A 21809-nucleotide genomic window follows, 5' to 3' on the forward strand; every position below is an offset into this window, starting at 1 on the left:
TTAATTTGCTTTATTTTGAGCAATCGCAGTATTTACAAAACAAGTAGCTATTTTCAATTATTTGGTTGCATGTTAAACGTCAGCAAATGTAAACATCGCTTATAAATAAGAACGGTGAGTTGGCCATGAACCTTGGAGTTTTCGAAGTTGTATAATTTGTCCTGTATGATAAGCATCGTGCAAAAGGATATTCAAATATTGTTGCCAAATTGGTAGAGAAGGCTTTGGCTGATCTAGTTCTGCTTCTTGAAAGGATGTTAATGAAGCTTGTAAGGCATCATGTACTTGAAGCGTTCGGTTCACTGTTTGCTGCCAAGCGGCATCATCATTAGGTCCACCTTGGATAAACGTCTCATCATTATTTTGTGGAGCCACAAATGTGTCGTCTTCATGTAAGCGGGAATGTAGGCGTTCTTTAAAGATTAATAAATGGTTCACATTTTCCCAAATCGTATTACTGGCAGCACCTTCTGGTTTCCAACATGCTTGTTCAGCAGTAAGATTTTTTAACGCTTCAGATATCGGTGGGTACCATTCTTCCTCGTAAAAAACTTGTTGGACTCCATTTTGCAACATTTCTTTTCTTTCCATTCTTATAGCCTCCTGTTCATTTTTCTTAATAAAATCAATTCGCTTTTCTCTTCAATAAACCTTCTCTATAGTTGAACAAGAGAGTGAAATACAACGTATAATTGAGCCATTAAAAAATCTCATTTTTAATATGATATTTAATAATCAAGGCTTTCATTGAGTCAGAATGAAAAGAGTATAAACCTTTTTCTGTTTGCTCATTGATTAAAGTTTTTTTAAAGTTGTAAAATGGTTCTAAAAATATAGAAGGTAAAATTCGATAAAAATAGAATATGTTATATAGCAAACAAGGAGGGGATAAAAATGGAGGTCTATCACATAACGAGCAGAAAAAGGGAAACATACAACGTTCAGGTGAAATATTCGATACTTTTCGAATGTGCACTTGGCATTGCTGCTATTACTCATAAAAGGTTAATTGATACACTTGAAAAGACTCAAAGTGAATGGGAAGAAATTAAGGAAGCATTAACAGAAGAAATGAGAGAACACTTACAGTTTGTAGAAGAACATAATACGTGGAAAGCATTACTCCAGTTATTGTATGAAGAGGATTTTCAAGATTTATCGCAGTTTAATTTTAAAATTGATTCATTTTCAGAAGAAGATTTGAAATTTATATGTTTACCGTTTTTAGGAGAGAAGTATGAAGAGAAAAGACGTTTAGCTGCAACGGGAGTTGTATGTGCAATACACGAACTAAAGGAACTAACAGATAATCATCAGTTTTTTTCTACTTATATTAGCTTTATATGTAATGTAGATGTACAAGTGCTGAAATCGCATTTAATCGCTGTTATGACAGGTTGGTATGAGAGTGTTATTAAAAGAGAGGAAGAACAAATACTTTCTATATTAAAACGAGATTATGAAGCGAAAAATGAAATGAATAAAAAGATGAAGCCGGAAGAGTTTGTCGAGTGGGCGACTGGCGGAGTGAACTATATGCCAGAGCCAAGTGTTCATCACGTACTTCTTATTCCGCAAATGACGTACAGACCGTGGAATATTGAAGCGGATATTGATGATACGAAAGTATTTCATTATCCAGTTGCGAATGAAAGCATTCATCCTGAAGATCCGTATGAACCGAATTATGTTTTAGTTCAAAAACATAAGGCTCTTGGGGATGAGGCGAGATTGCGAATTGTAAAAATGTTATTTGAAAAAGAACGTACATTACAGGAAATAACGGAAAGATTACAGCTTGGTAAATCGACTGTACACCATCATTTGAAATTGTTACGTGCAGCGAAGTTAGTTGATATACATGACGGAAAATATGTATTAAGAAAGAAAGCAGTACAGTCTTTAGCGAAAGAATTAGATATGTTTTTGAATAGATAATTAACAACGAGAATGTACATAAAGGGAGGAATATAAAAGAAAAGTTGGTGTGTGAAATTGAAAAATATATTGAAAAATCGTTCGTTCTTTTTTATGTGGATTGGTAGTGCAATCTCAGAATTAGGAGGGGCTTTCGGAACGTTATGTAATTCAATTCTAGTATATGAGTTAACAGGATCGGAAATGGCTTTAAGTAGTATGTGGCTATTATATTTCATCCCATCACTCATACTGCAATTAATAAGTGGCCCATTTATTGATAAATGGAGCCGGAAGTGGATTATGATTTTTTCACAATGGATACGGGCGTCCGTATTCTTATTACCTTTGGTGATGCTAGTTACAGGTAGTATAGAAGTTTGGCACATTTATGTTGTTCAAATTGTAGTGGGACTTATTACACCTCTTTATACACCTGCGAGTCAGGCAATTATACCGAGCATTGTAAGTCAAGGACAACTTCAAGACGCAAATGCGTATATTGATGGAATGACTCGTCTCATGATGTTTCTTGCGCCAGTATTAGGCGGAGTAGTCATTCATTTCATTGGAACAGAAATTACATTATCTTTCGTATGTATTTGTCTATTTGTTAGTGGTGCTTTCTTACTTTATATAAAAGAAAAGAGAACTACAACAGATATACGAAAAACGTGGCTAGAACAATTTCTTCAAGGTTTTACATATTTTTTTACAAAACCAATCATCGTTTGGCTCGGTATATTTCTTACTTTCGTGCAGTTTGGAGTAGGGGTAACGATGGTCACAAATCTTCCTTATATAAAAGACGAGCTGTTAGCGGGATATGCAGAGTACGGCTATTTTATGGCAGGTTTTCCACTTGGCTACGTAATTGGATCAGTAGTAGTCGGAAAAGTAACATATAAAAGCCGGCGTATACTTATGCTTGGAGGATTGTTTATAGGGGGGCTCACATACATTTCATTAGGGTTCAATCATAGTATTATCATTGCAATACTAATTGAAGTAATAGCAGGGATTTGTATTGCATTTTTCAATGTTCATAACACAACAATATGCCAACAAATCGTCCCAAATAATATGATAGGACAAGTATTTTCAGTGCGTTTATTTTTCATACGATCCGCTATGCCATTAGGTGTGTTAGTAGGGGGAATATTGAGTGAAATGTGGGGAGTAAGAGCGCTATATGTAATTATCGGTGCAGTTATATGTGTTACATCTTTAATAGGGATGTTACTTCCATATTTCAAATTTTTAGATGAGGCGATAGAAAAGAAATCAGCATAATTCAAAAAATTAAAACTTTACAATTGAAAATAATTATCATAATCAATTATAATAGAAGAATACTAGTATTCGTATAACAAAGAGGGAGTGGAATATATGTTTATCGAAACGAAAACATTTACAGTAAAAGAAGGTACATCAAATATAGTTGTAGAACGTTTCACTGGAGAAGGTATTATTGAAAAATTTGAAGGCTTCATCGATTTAAGTGTTCTCGTGAAAAAAGTAAGACGCGGCGACGAAGAAGTTGTCGTAATGATTCGCTGGGAATCGGAAGAAGCATGGAAAAACTGGGAAACAAGTGAAGAACACTTAGCTGGACATAGAGCGGGCCGTGGTAAACCAAAACCAGATCATATTATTAATGTGGATCATGCGGTTTATTATGTGAAATCATCGAAATCGGCTTATCAACAGTTGTAATATACAAGCAGAGGATACATGTTGTAGAAGCAAACATGTATCCTCTTTTTTATTACTGGGGGGATAGGAATGATAGGAAATCTTTCATTCATTTAAAAAACGTTCTAGGCTATAGAAAAAAATATTAGACTTATAAAGCATAGTCTTAGACGGAACGCTTGAATATTTTCCCTTACATATTTAAGTGTTATGAAAAAAATGAATCTATATACCCTCAGTTTAAAAGGAGATGAGTACATGAAGCTGAATCATTTAAATTTATGTGTTGATGATTTATCGGAAGCGAGACATTTCTTTGAAACATTTTTTGATTTTCAATTTTTGGAGCAAAAAGGGAAAGCACTTGTAGTCATGAGTGATGAGAGTGGTTTTATACTTGTACTAAGTGATCCAAAAGCATTTAAAGGGAATAAGGAAGTTACGTATCCGGAAGCTTTTCATATTGGTTTTTTAGTGGATACATCAAGTGAAGTGGATCAAGCATATAATCGTTTAGTAGCCGGCGGCATTGAAATAGACAAGGAACCTTATTCGATGAGAGGTAGTAGTTATGGTTTTTATTTTACAGTATTTAATGGCTTATTAATTGAAGTGTCTTGTCTTGATTATAGAGAAGATAAGAAAGTTTCAAAGCTTAATAGTAATCATCAAGAGTAATCATTTGAAGGTGTATAAAATTTAAATATGTATCATATTAGAAGAAGGATTAAGAAAGTTTCACTGTAAAGTAAAAAAGACAGACTAATAAATAGTCTGTCTTTTTTACTTTAATTCTTCACATCATCATAAAGTTCAAGTGCCTCTTTCACATTCAATCCATTTTTTACAATGCCATGTATTGCTTGGATCATCGCAGCTGGGTGCTCGGATTGCCATATGTTTCGGCCCATGTCTACTCCAATTGCGCCTTCTTGCAACGCATTGTACGTAATGTTTAATGCGTCTTCAATTGAATCTAGTTTGGGGCCGCCCGCGATGACTACTGGGGCAGGGCATGTGCTCGTTATTTTTTCGAACCCTTCGCAGTAATACGTTTTAATAATATCAGCACCCATTTCAACACATACGCGGGAAGCAAGTGCTAGAAAGCGAGCTTCACGTTTTTGTAATTCTTTTGCGACTGCGGTAATGCCGAGTACAGGTAGGCCGTAATCGTGAGCTTCAGAGACTACATTTGCGAGATTTGTAACAGTTTGTGTTTCATAGTCTGATCCGACAAAAACAGAAACGCCAACGCCAATTGCGTTTTGCTTCACTGCTTCTTTCACAGGTGTAACAATTGTTTCATTCGCTAAATCTTTACCGACGACAGTAGCGCCGCCAGATACACGCATAACCATCGGTGTGCTGCAGTTTTCAGGAATACAGGAGCTAAGTACACCACGCGTTAAAAAGAGGGAGTCTGTATAAGGAAGTAAGTTTTTTACTGTTTCAAGTGGTTGTTCTAGTCCGTGAATTGGTCCTAAGAAATAACCGTGATCTATTGCTAACATAACCGCTCTACCATCAGGTAAAATTGTATTTAATCGATTTTTAAATCCCCAAGTCATTCCAAATCACTCCTTCGTTAATGTTGGATTTTCCGTTTGTACCGTATCTTTATTTGGTAAATGTGGTGACTTAATAAAAACAGCTTTAAAAGGTTTGTCAGAATGGTTAATAAGATAGTGAGATTCATGAGGACGAACTTGCAGGACATCACCTTGTTTAATTGGAACTCTTTCATTATTCACATAGAAATCTATTTCACCTTCTAATGCATAAAAGACCTCTTCGCACGTCGTATGATAATGGTTTTGAAACTCCTGGCCCGGTTGAATGACAACAAGGCCAAGATCAATATTTGGACCTTGTATTAAATATTTCGGCCCGTTATCACCGAAGCGATAGGAGAAGTCATTTTCATTCGCTTTTAACATACAGTTCACTCCTTTATGTAATGTGTTACAGTGCACCAGGCGCAATCCACATATGTGAGGTGAGCCCTTTATCAGCTAAAGCGAGCTGACTGTCATATACAGTTTTCCATGTTTCATAGAACTCTTTATATAGTTCGTGATTTTCAGTAACTGGTTCGAATGTTTGCTCCCACTGTACAAACTCTTCGGCAGTTTCTTCCATAGATGAATATATGCCAGCACCAACTCCAGCAGCAATCGCAGTTCCTAAAGCAGCTGCTTCTTTCACAACGGGTACTTTTACAGGAATGCCGAGTACGTCTGATAGAATTTGTGGCCATAGTTTTCCTTTAGCGGCACCGCCAGCAAAAATAACTTCAGAAGGGAATGTGCCAGTTAGATTTTTTATTAATTTTAAGTTTCCAAGTGTAATGAAGGCTGCATTTTCTTCAATAGCACGAAACAGTTCTTTTTTTCCGCATTTGTCAGCGTCTAAACTTAAATTTAAAAAAGAAGGTGCGGCATGACGCCAAGAAATGTAGTTCATAACGTTTGAAAAAGTAGGGATAATACCATATGAACCGACAGGTACGTCTTTCGCTTGTTCTTCTAGTAATTCATAAGCATCTACACCGAGTTTGTCAGCAAGTTTCTTTTCTTCTTGGCAAAAAGCGTCTCGAAACCAGCGCATAACGAGACCTGGGAAAAAGGCGATTGTTTCATATTGCCATAGGTTCGGAACGACGTGACAATTTACTCGAATTGCAGCATTTGGATCCGTTGTTGACTCTGTAATATTCACTTCCTGTTGCCAAAAGCTGCCGCCGCATATTAAAGTTTGATTTGGTTTTACGACTCCAGTCCCGAGTGCTGCCATTTGAGCATCACCGCCGCCAGCGACGACAGGAATCCCTTCAAGTAAACCAGTTAGTGCTGCACACTCTTTTGAAACATTACCAATCACAGTGCCAGCTTCATTTACTTTTGGTGAAAATGGCAAATTTATACCACACTCTTTAGCGACATCGTTATCCCAATTCCTATTTTGTAAATCAAAGATTCCGGACGTACAACCGTTGGAAGGGTCGATTTGCAGTACGCCGCTTAATTTATACAAAATCCAATCATTTAACATCGTAAAGGAGTGAATATTGCTATAGACGTCTGGTTCATGTTTTTTAATCCAAAGTAGACGTGGTAAAGCACCCAATGAAAAAGTTTGCCCAGATTTTCTGTATAAATCTTTTTCAAGATGTGAGCGGATTTCTTTTAGCTCACTAACTTCAGCGGATGCGCGCCCATCAACATTTGCACACGCCCATATTTCTTGCCCATCTTGATCATATAAAACAAATCCTTCTCGCATACTTGTAGCGCTAATAGCAAGAATAGAAGAGGCAGGAGTGTTGCTTTTTTGAAGCACCTCTTTCGTACATTCTTGTACTAGCTTCCAATTTTCTACTACATCAAAGTTCATAGAGCCTGGATAACGAAGGTCAGATTTGTGAATCCATTCTTTTTGACTTACTGCAATTTGATTACCATGTAAATCAAAAAGAACTGCTCGAATGCTCCCTGTACCAGCATCAAAAGCTAATAAATGGGACATTAACAATCACCATCCTTTCGTAATAAGGAGAGGGCAGTTTCCTCATCGGTAATTAATGAATGAATAAACTTTCCTTTTAAGGCACCATAAATTGCATCTATCTTTTTAGTACCTCCAGCAACACCGACGACATGCTTCATATTGCGCAAAATAGAGAGGGGCGTGCCAATTAGACGATTGTGATGCGAGAGCTCTAATAAATCGCCATTTGTATTATAAAATTGTCCTAAAATATCGCCAGCACCGTTTTGACTACGAATATATGTCATCTCACGTAGTGTTAATTTTTCTTCTTTTACAATCGTAGCGTCTTGAGATAATCCCCCAATACCGACAACAGCCGTATGAGCAAGTGAAGCGACTTGAAGCATATCTTTTACACTCGGTTCTGATAGAATACTTTGTGCCATTTCGGTTGTAGACGCTAGAAACGGCGTAGGGATAATGTGAAGTTCGCCTTGCATGTAGTGTAAATAGTTTTGTTTTCTCGGGAGATAGTGATTTACCCCGCCTGTTAGCGTTACGATTGAAAGGTTGATAGAACTTTCAAAATGAATGTTTTCTAGCATTTTGCTAATTGTTTCTCCCCAGCCAATACCGAGTAAATCGCCTTGCTGGAGATGAGTTTCTAAATATTGTGCAGCAGCTTTTCCGAGAGAAGCGTGATAATTGTTTACTGGGGTAGGGATAATAAAAGCATCTTTTAAGTGGAATTTTTTCATTAGGTCACGCTCAATACTTAAACAGTGCAAACCAGTCCCTTTTACGTGAAATGTAACGATACCTTCACTCCGCGCTTTATCTAATAACCGGACGACTTTATTTCTTGAAATATGAAGAAGTGACGCGATCTCCTGTTGTGTTAATTGGTCTTTATAATAGTACCAAGCTACTTTAGTTAATAAATTTTCTTCAAAGTTCAGCTGAGTCATACTCTTCATCCCTTTCAACAATTGACCACAGCTTAAACATATGTACCATATATTTTGTTTATTCCAGTTGAAACGATTAATAGTACGTAGAAAAAAGTGTTCTAGATATAAAAAAAGGAATATACAATGCTACAAAACAAGTAGAACAAATAATCATTTTCTCAAAAAATGTTCTGGGTAAAGGCAGGTGACATCATGTGGAGAATGTGCCCTTATTACAAGTGAAGAAAATGAGTAAGGCGTTTTCGAATCAACTTGTGCTAAAGGAAGTGAACTTACAAGTAGAGCATGGTGATATATACGCTTTAGTTGGTGGAAATGGCGCCGGGAAATCGACATTAATGAAAATATTAACGGGGTTATATTCGTATGATAGTGGAGAAATGTATGTGAAAGGAAAGAGACAGCAGTTTGCAAATCCAAAAGAAGCACACCAAGAAGGGATTTATTTAATACCACAAGAACCGCTCATTTTTCCGCATATGACCATTGAAGAAAATATATGTATTGGATTAAAGGGGAATAGAAAGAAGCTTAAAGTAAAAGTTCAGCAATTAATTGACAGTTTAAGTTGGGATATTGATCTTAATGAACAGGGAGAATCGTTATCTATTGCGCAACAACAGTTAGTAGAAATCGTTAGAGGATTAATAAGAGAAGCTGAGATTCTTATTCTAGATGAGCCAACATCGACATTAACAACACACGAAATTAAGAGTCTTTTTGTGTTGATGAAAAGTTTACAAGAAAAAGGAATTGGGATGATTTATATTACGCATCGTTTTCCAGAAATCTTTGAAATTGCCAACAAAGTAGCAATACTACGTGATGGAATGGTTGTAAGCCAAGGTGATGTATGTGACTATACATATGACATGCTGATGGAGGGACTATTGCCAAAAGGATATAAACAGAAAGAGAAAATAGAAGTAGTTCAAGAGACAGCAAAGACGAAAAAAATATTAGAAGTGGTTGATATAAATGGTCACGCATTCGAAAATATATCATTCACTGTACATGCGGGTGAGGTTGTAGGTGTTGCTGGCATTATAGGATCTGGCAGAACGGAATTAGCAGAAGCGATATTTGGATTGAAAACTATAAAATCAGGGTCTATCTTATTGGGGGGAAAATCAATTGATACGTGTTCTTTGCATAAAAGGCTAGACGAAGGACTAGTTTATGTGCCAGAGGATAGGGCGAGGAATGGAATTTTCTCAATTGCTTCTGTTAAAGAAAATATTGCAGCAGCAAGTTTATATCAAAATAATCGCTTTTTTATAAATCAAGAAAAAGAAAGCGCTTTAGTTAATTCGTTTATAGAACAGTTCCGAATTGTTGTACAGAATATGAATAAAGAATTGGCATCTTTATCAGGAGGTAATCAGCAGAAGGTCGTGCTTGCGAAGTATCTTGCATGTAATCCTAAAATTATTATTCTTGATGAGCCGACTCGCGGAATTGATGCGAAAGCAAGGCTTGAAGTGTATGAGACGATAAAAAAAATGAAAAGGGAAGGACTCGCAATTTTATTAATCTCTTCAGATGTTGAAGAAATTATCCAATTAGTAAACCGTGTATATGTAATGAGAAATGGGCGATTTGTTTCTCATATGGAAAAAGAACAACTGAGTGTGAATGAAGTTACACGCCTTGCATACGGAGGTGTAACGGAATGAAACGTATGTATAAAATGCACGAAACGTCTATCATAATGTTACTACTAATTTATATAGCTATTGTAGGGATGATAAACCCTAGTTTTATTCAATTTACCTCGTTATCTTTACTGATGAAATCAAGCGTTATTTTAGTCGTGCTAGCAATCGGTCAATCGTTCGTCTTATTTACGAAAAATATAGATGTATCAGTTGGTTCAAGCATGGGATTAAGTGCAGCAGTTTGCGGAATGATGTTAACGAATGGGTATAGTGCATTCTTGTCGATATTTGTAGCTATTATACTTGGGGCCATTATCGGTTTCGTAAATGGTATTGGAGTTGCGAAGTTTCGGGTACCAGCCATTATTATGACATTAGGCATGTTAGGAATTGTTAGAGGTGCAATGTTAATTTTCACAGGCGGGAAGTGGATTGAAGATATTCCAAACGATTTTAAGCAGCTGTCATCTATCATCATTCTTGGTTTACCTATAACTGTATGGTTCGTTCTTATTATTTTACTACTACTATACTTTTTTTTAAGAGAAGTGCCATTGGGAAGATACTTTTATGCGGTAGGTGATAATGAAGATGGCGCGAGGCTTATTGGTATACCTGTTAATAAAGTGAAGATATATGCGTTTATGATTTCAGGCATAAGCGCTGCGCTCGCTGGTTGCATATTTGTTATGAATATCGGGTTCGTTCCAAATCAAACTGGTACAGGAATGGAACTACAGGTGATTGCAGCTGCTGTGCTAGGAGGAATTCATCTAAAAGGAGGAACAGGTTCTATATTTGGAGCTGCACTAGGAGCATTGTTTTTAGAAGTGATAAGCAGTTCACTTATCTTTTTAAAAATACCAGCATTTTGGAATAATGCTATTTCAGGTTTTTTACTATTACTTATTATCATATTAGATAGCGTCATGAAGAAGTGGAAAGCAGAAAGGAGAATGAATCTATGAAGTATTTTTACAGATGGGAAGGTGTGTTAATCATATTACTTCTTATAGAATTCATTCTCTTTAGTTTTATAAACAGCAATTTCTTAAATATTAGTAATCTCCTTTTTAGTACAAATGATTTTCTATTCATAGCAATCGCGGCAATTCCAATGACTTTCGTTATTGTAACAGGAGGAATTGACGTATCTGTAGGATCAATTATGGGGCTAACCTCGATTTTAATTGGTGTGTTTTGGATGAATGGAATTCATATTTTACTAGCAGTAATAATGGCACTTATAGTCAGTTGCTTAGCAGGAGCTTTAAATGGGCTTATTATAAAATTGACAGATGTAGAACCACTAGTCGTTACACTCGGAACGATGTTTTTATACGGAGGAATTGCACTCGTCATTTCAGGAGGGGCAGGTGCTTCTGGATATGAAGGGATAAGCGGCTTACCTGATACTTATGTACAACTAGCAAATGGTAGTTTTATAGGAATACCCAATTTATTATGGCTACTTATTTTATTAACAATTGTATGCACGATTTTGTTTCACCGAACGATATATGGGCGCCACGTAAAATTAACAGGCGCGAATGAAAATGCAGCAAAATACACCGGGATTAAGACGAAGAAAGTAGTAATCATTGCTTACATACTTTCTGGGTTAGGAGGTGGATTAGGAGGAGCTTTCTTAACTGCATATTTCGGTTCTGCACGTGCTGATATAGGAAGCGAAACAATATTACCAATTATTACAGCAGTTGTATTAGGCGGGACACTTATTACAGGTGGAAAAGGAAGTATTTTCGGTACTGTACTGGCGAGTATTTTCATTGGGCTCATGCAGTATGGCTTGCAAATGACGGGTTTAACAAATGAACAATCCAATGTAGTAATAGGTATTATCCTTATTCTTTCAGTTATTATGAGACATTTCAAATTACATCAATTTTTAGCGGGGAAAAGACAGAGTTTGCATAAGGGGGAAATGTCATGAAGAGAAAACTAGGGATTGTATTGATTGTATGTATTTGTTTAATCGGTTTAATTGCGTGTTCTAGCCAAACGGCAGATAAGAAAAAGGCTGATGATGTGAAATTTGCATTTATTCCGAAATTAACAGGAGTTGGTTTCTTCACATCGGGAGGTGAAGGAGCAAAGGAGATGGGAGAGAAGCTAGGCGTACAAGTGAAATATGATGGGCCGTCTGAAGCGAGTGTATCAGGGCAAGTAAAGTATATAAATAATTTTATTAACCAAAACTATGATGCACTTATGGTTTCCTCTACATCAGTTGATGGTTTATCGCAATCACTACAACGTGCTAAGAAAAAAGGAATGACCGTCTTAACATGGGATTCTGATGTGAATCCGAAAGATCGTTCTTTTTATATAAGCCAAGGAACACCAGACCAACTTGCTAACTTATTAATAGAAATGACTTCTAAGCAAATTGGAGATAAAGGAAAAGTAGCATTCTTTTATTCTAGCCCGACAGTAACGGATCAAAACCAATGGGTAACGAAAGCGAAAGAAATTATTAAAAAGAAATATCCGAACTGGGAAATTGTAACGACGCAGTACGGTGAAAATAATGCACAAAAATCTTTATCCGTAGGGGAGAACATATTAAAAACGTATCCAGATATTAACGCAGTTATTTGTCCAGATGCAACAGCACTCCCAGCAATGGCGCAGGCAGCTGAAAACTTAAAAATGGATAAAAAAGTAGTGGTAACTGGATTTTCTACACCGAACGTTATGCGTGATTATGTAAAACGAGGAACAGTACAACAATTTGGTTTATGGGATGTAAAACAACAAGGTGCTCTCGCAACGTATGTAGCAAATGAAATTGTTGTAAAAGGGAAGAAGTTAAAAGTAGGGGATAGCTTCGAAGTAAAAGGAATTGGAAAAGTGAAAGTAGAGCCAAACTCCATTCAAGGATATGATTATGAGGCAGAAGGGAACGGAATTATCGTATTACCAGAACGAGTTGTATTTACGAAAGATAATATTGATAAGTATAATTTTTAGTAGACAAAAAAACGTCCGAATATATCGGACGTTTTTTTATTTCTGCATTAATTATGAACAGTTTCTTTTTCGTTTAATCCAAGTGTACGACCAGTAGAAGTGTGAAGGTCTTGGAACAATCTTGGATTTTCAGTTAGTGAAATGCCATATGAAGGAATCATTTCTTTTATTTTTTCTTCCCATTCTACCATGCGGCTTGGGAAACATTTTTCTAATACTTCGAGCATGACGTGAACAGCAGTAGAAGCACCTGGTGATGCGCCTAGTAATGCGGCGATTGAGCCGTCAGCTGCACTTACTACTTCTGTACCAAATTGAAGTGTTCCTTTACCGCCAGCATCAGTATCTTTAATTACTTGTACACGTTGTCCAGCAACTACAATATCCCAATCTTCACTTTTCGCGTTCGGAATGAATTCGCGTAATTCTTCCATACGTTTTTCATGTGATAACATAACTTGCTGAATTAAGTATTTTGTAAGTCCCATTTCTTTTACACCAGCGGCTAACATCGTTAAGACATTATTCGGTTTTACAGAACCGATTAAGTCAAGATTTGAGCCAGTTTTTAAGAATTTAGGTGAGAAGCCTGCGAATGGTCCAAACAGTAAAGCTTTTTTATTGTCTATATATCTCGTATCTAGATGAGGTACAGACATTGGCGGAGCGCCAACTTTAGCTTTACCGTACACTTTCGCATGATGCTGCTCTACAACTTTTTGGTTTTTACATACCATAAATAGTCCACTTACTGGGAAGCCACCGATATGCTTTGATTCAGGGATACCAGTCTTTTGAAGTAGAGGTAGGCTACCGCCACCGCCGCCAATAAAGACGAATTTAGCAGTATGATGCTCAATTTTACCACTATTCATATCGTGTACTTTTACTTCCCACAAACCATTTTTCGTGCGCTTAATATTTTCGACACTATGCTTGTAGTTTAGCTCGACATTTTTTGTTTTTAAGTAATCAAACAACATACGTGTTAATGCACCGAAGTTAACATCTGTTCCAGAGTCAATCTTCGTTGCCGCCATCGGTTCATTAGATGTGCGACCTTCCATAATGAGTGGAAGCCATTTTTTTAATGTTTCAGGAGCATCAGAAAATTCCATTCCTTGAAACAGTGGATTTTTTGAAAGCGCTTCAAAACGGTTTTTTAGAAACTCAACATTTTTTTCCCCTTGTACTAAACTCATATGAGGTAGTGGCATAATAAAATCTTGTGGATTACGAATTAATTTGCTCTTTACAAGATATGCCCAAAATTGTCTTGAAAGCTGGAATTGCTCATTCACTTTTACAGCCTTACTAATATCTATAGATCCGTCAGCTTTTTCGGAAGTATAGTTCAGTTCGCATAGCGCAGAATGCCCTGTACCTGCATTATTCCATTCGTTAGAGCTTTCTTCCCCGGCACTTGCGAGTTTTTCAAAAACTTTAATTTCCCATTCTGGTGCTAATTCTTTTAGTAATGAGCCTAACGTTGCACTCATAATTCCTGCACCAATTAAGATAACGTCTGTTTTTTGCTGCATGTTGCTCATGATAATCTCTCCATCCCCTATATTGGCAAAAAAGTGTAGGTGTTTTCTATGTCTAAGCCGTAAAAGAGAAACACCGCCTAGGCCCCACCTAGGTGTATACCTTTTTTGTCTCAATTATATAACCATCTCATACTCTATTATAATAATTAATAGACTAAAATATCTAGTGTTATCTGATAATTTTAAACTATTTAACGTTTTATTCGCTAAAAATCTTATTTAACAAGCTCTTTTAAGGTGGTAAATAGAAAAAAATTACAGTTTGAAATTATCTCGAAAAAGCTTACGTATCCTTAAGTGACTAAATCGAGTACCTTTTTATGGGATTATTCTTTCTGTAATGGTAAGATTATTCTGAAAAATAAAAAGGAGGGACTCTAATGTGTACAAAAGAACAAATTTCAAACTTATTTCGAAACTTTTCAATAAAGGAATGTAAAGGGTCAAGTGATTTATATGAATATTTATCAATGAAAATTGCTGAAGATGAGGAAGTACTTACACTATCGTCCTATGCTCAGGTAGGTCAACCAGTCCCAAACTTACTATTAGGTGCAGTACATTATTTATTGCTAGCAGGGAAAGAACATCATTTAAAAACGTATTATAGTAGTTTAGTTGAAAATGCTGATACAAATTTAGATAAAGCTTTTAATCATTTTAAAGATTTCTGTAAAGAGTACCGAGAAGAAATCATTACTTTGTTACAAACGAAACTCGTTCAAACAAATGAAGTAAGACGGTGCGCATACTTATACCCAAGTTTCTGCTACATATTTAACAAAGTGAAGAAGCCGTTAGCGTTAATTGAAATTGGGACAAGTTCTGGGTTGCAACTGTTCTGGGACCAATATCGTTATTCGTACGGGACGGATGAAATGTACGGAAATATAGATTCAAATGTGCATGTAACTTCTGAAATAAGAGGGGAGAATGTGCCGCATTTTCTAAAAGAAAGCCCATCTGTCGTAGAAAGAATCGGACTGGACTTACATGTGAATGATTTACATAATGAGGAAGATTATTTATGGTTACGTGCTTTAATTTGGCCAGAGCATAAAGAAAGGTTTGAGATGTTTGATCAAGCTGCATCTTTAGTGAAAAATGAATCTGTCCAATTAATAGAAGGAGACGGTGTAGAGCTATTATCATCTATTATTGAACAAATAAGTGAAGAAGCTGTTATTTGTATTTTCCATACACACGTCGCAAATCAAATACAAGAACAAGTAAAACATAAGTTAGAAAAACAAATACAAGAAATTGGCGCAAAACGTGATGTATTCCACCTGTATAACAACATGTGGGATCGTGACCTTCATATTGATTATTATATTAACGGAAACGAATATCGTGAAACGGTTGGAGAAACAGAAGGGCATGGGAGATGGTTTAGCTGGAAGATTGGAAATGAGACGCTTATTTAGATTAATAGGGGCGCCCTCACTTGTAAAAGAAGGGACCATAGGCTCAAGCATTGACTAAATGGTTAAGGAATAAATGTATTAGTAACATACAAAAAATGCTTCGGAGAAATCCTAAGCATTTTTTGAATTACATTTAAACCCCATAATGGATCATGTACTTCTGTTCTGCTGTAGCTTGTACAATTTTTGAAGCTAACTCATTCAGCTCATCAGATTTTCTGAAGAACTTTGAAGATGTAACTGTTTCATAGAAAATTGCTAAAGATTCAGGAGGGATAATTGTAATCCATCAACTTGTGATCCGATAAAGAGATTTTTTAACACTTTTTCAGCGTAAATTTTATCCTCTGTATTCATTCTTGAATTCCTCCTTTTCATAAAAATATACCTTATATTTTTATTGTAATAAATAAATTTTCATGTAAAATGAACCTTTTGTGAAAAACGAGCGAATATAGTGTGAAGGATCATGAGAGGGGAACGGAGCTTTGGATGAAGTACAATTAAAAGAATGGCTATATAAACGAAAGTATGTTGTCCAAAAAAGAGTTTGAGAAAGTGTTACTTTGGATTGTTGAATAGATATTTAGTAAAAGAATTAACCAATAATTATATTATGTAAACTTTATTTATAAAACACCCATTTAAAAAATGGATGTTTTATATTTTAATATATTAGGTGTAATATATAGTTTGAAAAAGCGGAATACTTTGCGGAAAGTTAAAAATATTTTTCGGATCATATTTCGCTTTTACTTCCATTAATCGGTCAAAGTTGCAACTGAAGTATGCATCTGGCCAATTTTTAATGGATAGGTCAGGCGTATTAACGTAGACACCTTTTGTAAATGGAAGCATCGCTAAGCGGAAGTCTTCAACCCATCGAATACTTCCAGCGGCACCTTCTGGTTGCTCCCAAGTAGCGAATATTGAAATGTTTGATAGTGCTTTTCGGTAAAAGTAAGCAGTTGCCTCATTTGGCACCTCAGCAACAGCACCGCCTAATCCGTGGGAAAATATGGAGGTGGTAAAAAAGGGTAAGTTAAATCGTAATTTCTATTTGATTGCCTTCTGGATCACCTATTACACTTTCATAATAGCCATCTCCAGTAAAACGTGGTCCATTTAATAAAGGATAACCAGCATCTTTTATCACCTTTGTCAGTTCATTCACTCGTTCTTCACTACCGACAGAAAAAGCCATATGAGCATAGCCAGTTATGTTTAAATTAGGCTTATTTTCAACCCCTTTTTTACGCATAAGTTCAAGCCTTGCTCCAGATTCGAACGTAATAAAATAAGATTCAAATTGTTTCATTTCATTATGGTATAACGAGTTTGCTTTACCATTAAAGTATTTTATATAAAAATCACGCATACATTCTAAGTCATTTACCCAAATTGCGATATGTTCAATTTTCATAGGTTTCACCAATCCTATCTGTATCAATTAGGCTTCCACTGTATTAAATTTGCATTTGCATTGCAACAATTTTGCTTTGCTATTAAAGCTAGTTGTTAATTTTTGATTATGTACGTACATACAATATGTAATTAAGTGAATGACCATCATAGTAATTACAGAAAAGGGTGAATACAGTATATGAATCAATTTGAGCAAATGATGTACGTTGGTGTCATCATGTCTATTGTACTATCTGTAATGATTTTAGGGTCCTTATATTATAATCCTCGACTTTCATTAACTGATTATCCGAAAGATATTCAAAAAGTAGTTTTTCCAAAATCGATTCATGAAAAAAAGCAAACCATTTATTTTAATATTTTATATAATACTATTCTTTTCGGTACTCCTTTCATTTCTACATATATACTACATAAGCATGAAAAATTAATGTATATGGATGCCTATTTACACACTTTTGGTATTTTAATGATTTTCAATTTAGTAGATTTACTTATAATTGATTGGCTAATTTTTTGCTGGATTACTCCAAGGTTTGTTGTGATTCCTAGTACGGAAGGTATGAAAGGATATAAAGATTATAAGTTTCATTTAAGAGGGGCTATAGTCGCTACTCAAATTTTAGCAATCGTAAGTTTATTTTTGGCGGGAATTGCTACAACTATTTAGTGTGAAGAAGGGCATGGAGCTTTTATAAAAGATAAGGAGATTTATAATATATAGAATTAGAAATGAGAATTTGATAGTATTGGAGTAAGGAGTTTTAATAACAGTATATTAAACAATATTAATATACTGTTGCAAATGTTTTGATATTATGTAAGATTATACAATTTTACGAAGGCATTTGGTAAAATTCAAAAAAATTTAATGGAGGCTAATATGAAAAAAGTAATTGGCGCAGCAACAGCAACTGTTTTTGGATTGGGGGCGTTTACCACAACTGCTACCGCAGAAACAATTGTAACAGCAGATGTACTTAACGTACGTGAAAAACCGACTACAGAATCAAAAGTGGTCGAAAAAGTAAAGAATGGGCAAGAGTTAAAAGTCATAAATACCGAAGATGGCTGGTCAAAAATTGAGTTGAATGGTAAAGAAGTGTTTGTAAGTTCGGAGTTTACAAAAGATGTATATCATGTAACGGCGAATTTGTTAAATGTACGCACTGAAGCAAACACGGATTCAGAAATTCTTGGCAGACTAAAAAAAGATGATGTAATTGAATCAACGCATCAAGTAAAAGACGGATGGCTGCAATTTGAGTATAAAGGAAAAACTGCTTATGCAAACGTTTCTTTCCTATCAAGTACAGCACCAACTGAAAAGAAAACTGAAGAGAAAACGAAGCAAGTAGCGAAAGTACAAAAATCAGTTAAAGAAAAGAAAGAAGTAAAGACGCAGAAAGTAGCAAAAGCGAAAGAAACAACGAAAGCACAAGAAATAGTAAAGCCTAAAGAAGAGTTAAAAGTCAAAGAAGAAGTAAAAGTTAAAAAAGAAGAGAAAGCGCAAGAAATAGTAAAGCCTAAAGAAGAGGTAAAAGTCAAAGAAGAAGTAAAAGTTAAAGAAGAACCGAAAGTGCAAGAAATAGTAAAGCCTAAAGAAGAAGCAAAAGTCAAAGAAGAAGTAAAAGCGCAAGAAATAGTAAAGCCTAAAGAAGAGGCAAAAGTCAAAGAAGAACCGAAAGCGCAAGAAATAGTAAAGCCTAAAGAAGAGGCAAAAGTCAAAGAAGAACCGAAAGCGCAAGAAATAGTAAAAGCTAAAGAAGAAGAAAAAGCAAGAGAAATAGCAAAAGCTAAAGAAGAAGAAAAAGCAAGAGAAATAGCAAAAGCTAAAGAAGAAGAGAAGGCAAGAGAAATAGCAAAAGCTAAAGAAGAAGAGAAGGCAAGAGAAATAGCAAAAGCTAAAGAAGAAGAGAGAGCGAAAGAAGCATCTAAAAATAACATACAGTCTGCTAAACGTGAATTAACGGTAGTAGCGACAGCGTATACTGCTGATCCAAGTGAAAATGGTACATATGGTGGACGCGTTTTAACTGCGATGGGGCATGATTTAACGGCAAATCCGAATATGAGAATTATCGCAGTTGACCCGAAAGTAATCCCATTAGGATCTAAAGTATGGGTAGAAGGCTATGGAGAAGCTATCGCTGGTGATACTGGAAGTGCAATTAAAGGTAATCGTATTGATGTTTTAATGGGTTCAAAAAGTAAAGCTATGAATTGGGGAAGACAAACTGTTAAAGTGAAAATTTTATAGTAACAATAATTATCCAAATAGAAGTCAGTTCTCTTTATTGAGGCTGGCTTTTATTTTTTTAGTAGAAGGATAATAGGATTTTTAAATGGCTTATTACTAAACCTGTAACAAAACATAAAAATTGTATGATGTTTAGAAAATAAAACTATTAAGAATGAGGTAAGGAAGTAGAACAGAAGTTTATTGAGAAGTAGAGAAGAGTAGTATGTTGAAAACGAAGGATTAACGTATAATGAAATGTATAAATTGGATCAAATCGTTTACTAAACACTTTCACTCATAATAGTGTAATTAAGTTCAAAGGATAGGTGTATTTCATGAAAGAAGTAAGAGAATATATTGAAACAAAGAAACAAGGTGTATTGGAGCTGCAAATAAAAGAAACTGAAGAAAAGTTAGGTGCTGCTTTCCCAAATCAATATAGGGATCTTATTAAATTAGTTAATAATGCTGAAATAGGGGAATGGATACTATATCCGATTAAAGATAATAGAAATGTAACGAAAACTTGGGATGATATAGTTAGACAAAATGTTGACATGAGAGATGAGTATATGCCAGAAAACCTTATCATAATTGGTGACGATGGTTCAGTTGATAAATTGTGCTTTAAAATAAATAATGGAAAAATGGATGATGAAATATACATTTGGTATCACGCGGATGACGAAATGGAAGAAATATCTCCGAGTTTAAAAGAATTCATTATGGAAACTATTCAGGAAGACGATGTTTTTTAGTCTTAATTATTATCATTTTGTGAATCATTCTTATAAAAGGCGAGGATAGAATATGACAACAGAATTATATGGTGCACATTGCAAAGAAAGGAAAGGGTATAGAGTAATTGAAGGAAGAGGTTCATATAATCATTATTTTGGCGGTCAAGATTGTAATTTGCCAGTATGTAAGTTATGCGGTGAAAAGATGCATCAAATTCTCTGTTTTGATTTAAAAGATGGGAGACTTGCTGAACTTAAAAGTAATGAACTAAATATTTTACCATTCGTTTCATGCTTGAACTGCGCGATGGTGTGGGAACCGCAATATTTTCAGTTAAGTGATGGAGGTAAAACAGTTCAAATCATACAGCAGCAAAATATAGAAGAATGGATAATGGAAGAGGAATATAAGTTACCAGTTTCATTACCAAAAACAACGGTAAAGCTTATAAATATGAAAAATGAAGATATACCTATAGATGAAGATAGTTACTGGGAAGCTTTTGACTTGTTCGGTTCTGAATATGTATGTAGATTATTAGGGGTACCGTTATATGATGATCTTCCAAAGGATTTGGCGTGTCCAACTTGTGCGAAAGAGATGAAATATGTTGCTACAATTACTCAAGATATTGAGGAACGTGGACTTATTTCAGTAGTTAATTTCCAGTTTGGGGAAATGAATATATACTATTATTTATGTATAGATTGTTCAATTATAAAAACTGAAATACAAAATACATAACAAGCCTAACATAATATGTTAGGCTTGTTTTTTGATCGCAACATCATTAAGAATTGCATCAAATATATCTTTTTGCGTAAAGTTATCTGTAAAAATAGTTTCTCTGGCAACCTTAATAGTATCGTGCGGATTATACCATTTTTGTAGGGAATCTTCACCAAATTCGTGTCGTTTGTCCCTTGTGTTATGTCGTCTAATAGTTTCCTCTAATGATAAATCAAAGTAATATGCAAATGCATTTTCATCAAAATAACGAATTAATTCTTTTAACATCTCACCATACCTATGACTGTTCAATATACCTTCTAAAATAACAAATTCACATTTTCCTTTTCCGTACTTCGTAATTTCAAATAGTAAATCATGTGATAAATTACCCATTGTGTCGTGTACTCTAAGCATATCTCTACGTACAACATCCTGTGATACTAAAAGTGTCCCTTGTCCGAAATGTTCTTGTAGTTGTTTTGCAATCGTTGTTTTACCACTTGCGGAGTTTCCTCTAAGAATGATTAAAGTGGATGTAAATATAGGATTAGACATAATGTATTCCCCCCCAACAGTATTAATTATATAGGAAATTTTAACAAATGAAGTGAGGAAAGTGTATAATCAATATGATGGATATTTAAGGAGGGGGTAAGATGGGGGATATATTAAAAAATGCACAACCTATATGGAAACGGACTTGGTTTCGTTATCTAGGGGCATTTTTTATTGTTCAGTTACTGTTTATTTTGTGTGAAATAACTGGGTGGGTACCAAACTTTAGGCCAGGCGGAGAGTTTTTTAATAGAATATTAAATTCTCAATTTTTCACTGAATGGTTCACACTCTATACAATCCCGCAATTTAACGTATTTACAGCATTTTTTGCGATTACATTACTACCATATGCATTAGTAGGTGCAATGAAAGATGTAACAGCAAGAAAAAATATAAAGGAATAATAG

Annotated in this window: 23 protein-coding genes and 1 pseudogene; 14 read left to right on the forward strand and 10 right to left on the reverse strand. The window is 35.2% G+C overall.

The window, feature by feature from the left end; translation table 11 throughout:
* Positions 1-99: 99 nt before the first annotated feature.
* Positions 100-591 carry a DinB family protein gene (locus AU379_RS09120; protein ID WP_000439969.1) on the reverse strand — a complete coding sequence of 164 codons (492 nt, stop codon included), beginning with the start codon at positions 589-591 and terminating at the stop codon, positions 100-102.
* 303 nt (positions 592-894) lie between these two features.
* Between AU379_RS09120 and AU379_RS09125 the strand changes: the two genes are divergently transcribed.
* The 4 genes from AU379_RS09125 to AU379_RS09140 all read left to right on the forward strand — a co-directional run bounded on the left by AU379_RS09125 (position 895) and on the right by AU379_RS09140 (position 4290).
* Positions 895-1938 carry a metalloregulator ArsR/SmtB family transcription factor gene (locus AU379_RS09125; RefSeq protein WP_061139156.1) on the forward strand — a complete coding sequence of 348 codons (1044 nt, stop codon included), beginning with the start codon at positions 895-897 and terminating at the stop codon, positions 1936-1938.
* A gap of 51 nt (positions 1939-1989) precedes the next feature.
* Positions 1990-3210 carry an MFS transporter gene (locus tag AU379_RS09130; protein WP_082769925.1) on the forward strand — a complete coding sequence of 407 codons (1221 nt, stop codon included), beginning with the start codon at positions 1990-1992 and terminating at the stop codon, positions 3208-3210.
* 96 nt (positions 3211-3306) lie between these two features.
* Positions 3307-3633 carry a heme-degrading monooxygenase HmoA gene (hmoA, locus tag AU379_RS09135; protein ID WP_000469497.1) on the forward strand — a complete coding sequence of 109 codons (327 nt, stop codon included), beginning with the start codon at positions 3307-3309 and terminating at the stop codon, positions 3631-3633.
* 237 nt (positions 3634-3870) lie between these two features.
* Positions 3871-4290, forward strand: coding sequence for a VOC family protein (locus AU379_RS09140; RefSeq protein WP_000773087.1), 420 nt, complete (start codon positions 3871-3873; stop codon positions 4288-4290).
* A 110-nt stretch (positions 4291-4400) separates the two neighbouring features.
* On the opposite strand, the gene lsrF is transcribed toward AU379_RS09140, so the two are convergent.
* Genes lsrF through AU379_RS09160 form a run of 4 tightly spaced genes read right to left on the reverse strand, consistent with a single transcriptional unit; the run spans position 4401 to position 8072 of the window.
* Positions 4401-5183: a 3-hydroxy-5-phosphonooxypentane-2,4-dione thiolase gene (gene lsrF, locus AU379_RS09145; RefSeq protein WP_000219782.1), complete on the reverse strand. Its 783-nt coding sequence runs from the start codon at positions 5181-5183 to the stop codon at positions 4401-4403.
* 6 nt (positions 5184-5189) lie between these two features.
* Positions 5190-5552 carry a cupin domain-containing protein gene (locus tag AU379_RS09150; RefSeq protein ID WP_000909986.1) on the reverse strand — a complete coding sequence of 121 codons (363 nt, stop codon included), beginning with the start codon at positions 5550-5552 and terminating at the stop codon, positions 5190-5192.
* Positions 5553-5577: 25 nt separating this feature from the next.
* Complete coding sequence (gene lsrK / locus AU379_RS09155; protein ID WP_061139157.1) at positions 5578-7140, reverse strand: autoinducer-2 kinase; 1563 nt, start codon at positions 7138-7140, stop codon at positions 5578-5580.
* Entirely contained in the window at positions 7140-8072 is a 933-nt protein-coding gene (locus tag AU379_RS09160; RefSeq protein ID WP_061139158.1) for a sugar-binding transcriptional regulator, read from the reverse strand. Before AU379_RS09160 ends, lsrK begins: the two co-directional genes overlap by 1 nt.
* A gap of 197 nt (positions 8073-8269) precedes the next feature.
* Between AU379_RS09160 and AU379_RS09165 the strand changes: the two genes are divergently transcribed.
* From AU379_RS09165 to lsrB, 4 genes are read left to right on the forward strand one after another with little or no spacing between them, the layout of a single operon-like run.
* Positions 8270-9751, forward strand: a complete 1482-nt coding sequence (locus AU379_RS09165; RefSeq protein ID WP_000432630.1) for a sugar ABC transporter ATP-binding protein — start codon at positions 8270-8272, stop codon at positions 9749-9751.
* Positions 9748-10701 (forward strand): sugar ABC transporter permease, encoded by a 954-nt coding sequence (locus tag AU379_RS09170; protein ID WP_000827684.1) that lies wholly within the window; start codon positions 9748-9750, stop codon positions 10699-10701. The genes AU379_RS09165 and AU379_RS09170 overlap by 4 nt, the downstream gene beginning before the upstream one ends.
* Positions 10698-11687 (forward strand): ABC transporter permease, encoded by a 990-nt coding sequence (locus AU379_RS09175; protein ID WP_000873530.1) that lies wholly within the window; start codon positions 10698-10700, stop codon positions 11685-11687. Before AU379_RS09170 ends, AU379_RS09175 begins: the two co-directional genes overlap by 4 nt.
* Positions 11684-12727: an autoinducer 2 ABC transporter substrate-binding protein LsrB gene (gene lsrB / locus AU379_RS09180; protein WP_000823656.1), complete on the forward strand. Its 1044-nt coding sequence runs from the start codon at positions 11684-11686 to the stop codon at positions 12725-12727. Before AU379_RS09175 ends, lsrB begins: the two co-directional genes overlap by 4 nt.
* Before the next feature lie 47 nt (positions 12728-12774).
* Here lsrB and AU379_RS09185 read toward each other — a convergent pair whose 3' ends face one another.
* Positions 12775-14277 carry a malate:quinone oxidoreductase gene (locus tag AU379_RS09185; RefSeq protein ID WP_000069138.1) on the reverse strand — a complete coding sequence of 501 codons (1503 nt, stop codon included), beginning with the start codon at positions 14275-14277 and terminating at the stop codon, positions 12775-12777.
* Positions 14278-14657: 380 nt separating this feature from the next.
* Between AU379_RS09185 and AU379_RS09190 the strand changes: the two genes are divergently transcribed.
* A complete protein-coding gene (locus tag AU379_RS09190; RefSeq protein ID WP_000337436.1) occupies positions 14658-15704 on the forward strand; it encodes a DUF2332 domain-containing protein in 1047 nt (348 codons plus the stop codon).
* Positions 15705-15837: 133 nt separating this feature from the next.
* On the opposite strand, the pseudogene AU379_RS30890 reads toward AU379_RS09190, so the two are convergent.
* The 3 genes and pseudogenes from AU379_RS30890 to AU379_RS09200 form a co-directional block, all read right to left on the reverse strand.
* Positions 15838-15990, reverse strand: a pseudogene (locus AU379_RS30890) (short-chain dehydrogenase); the annotation flags it as partial.
* 389 nt (positions 15991-16379) lie between these two features.
* Complete coding sequence (locus AU379_RS30215; protein WP_061139159.1) at positions 16380-16688, reverse strand: BBE domain-containing protein; 309 nt, start codon at positions 16686-16688, stop codon at positions 16380-16382.
* 58 nt (positions 16689-16746) lie between these two features.
* Positions 16747-17127, reverse strand: coding sequence for a VOC family protein (locus AU379_RS09200; RefSeq protein WP_000687533.1), 381 nt, complete (start codon positions 17125-17127; stop codon positions 16747-16749).
* Positions 17128-17307: 180 nt separating this feature from the next.
* Here AU379_RS09200 and AU379_RS09205 point away from each other — a divergent pair, with 180 nt between their 5' ends.
* The 4 genes from AU379_RS09205 to AU379_RS30220 all read left to right on the forward strand — a co-directional run bounded on the left by AU379_RS09205 (position 17308) and on the right by AU379_RS30220 (position 20856).
* The gene (locus AU379_RS09205; protein ID WP_001071234.1) at positions 17308-17799 is read left to right on the forward strand and encodes a hypothetical protein; all 492 of its coding nucleotides are present in this window, start codon (positions 17308-17310) and stop codon (positions 17797-17799) included.
* Between the two features lie 213 nt (positions 17800-18012).
* Positions 18013-19389, forward strand: coding sequence for a cell wall-binding protein EntB (gene entB, locus AU379_RS09210; protein WP_061139160.1), 1377 nt, complete (start codon positions 18013-18015; stop codon positions 19387-19389).
* A gap of 317 nt (positions 19390-19706) precedes the next feature.
* Positions 19707-20129 carry an SMI1/KNR4 family protein gene (locus AU379_RS09215; RefSeq protein WP_061139161.1) on the forward strand — a complete coding sequence of 141 codons (423 nt, stop codon included), beginning with the start codon at positions 19707-19709 and terminating at the stop codon, positions 20127-20129.
* A 52-nt stretch (positions 20130-20181) separates the two neighbouring features.
* Positions 20182-20856 carry a hypothetical protein gene (locus AU379_RS30220; RefSeq protein WP_061139162.1) on the forward strand — a complete coding sequence of 225 codons (675 nt, stop codon included), beginning with the start codon at positions 20182-20184 and terminating at the stop codon, positions 20854-20856.
* A gap of 18 nt (positions 20857-20874) precedes the next feature.
* Here the strand turns inward: AU379_RS30220 and AU379_RS09225 are convergent, their stop codons facing one another.
* Positions 20875-21399, reverse strand: a complete 525-nt coding sequence (locus AU379_RS09225; RefSeq protein WP_000070081.1) for a kinase — start codon at positions 21397-21399, stop codon at positions 20875-20877.
* A gap of 101 nt (positions 21400-21500) precedes the next feature.
* On the opposite strand from AU379_RS09225, the gene AU379_RS09230 reads away from it, so the two are divergent.
* Positions 21501-21806 (forward strand): YfzA family protein, encoded by a 306-nt coding sequence (locus AU379_RS09230; RefSeq protein WP_000502342.1) that lies wholly within the window; start codon positions 21501-21503, stop codon positions 21804-21806.
* The last annotated feature ends 3 nt before the right edge of the window (positions 21807-21809 follow it).

Source organism: Bacillus sp. JH7, from assembly GCF_001563515.1.
In the GTDB taxonomy this organism is placed as follows: Bacteria; Bacillota; Bacilli; order Bacillales; family Bacillaceae_G; genus Bacillus_A; species Bacillus_A cereus.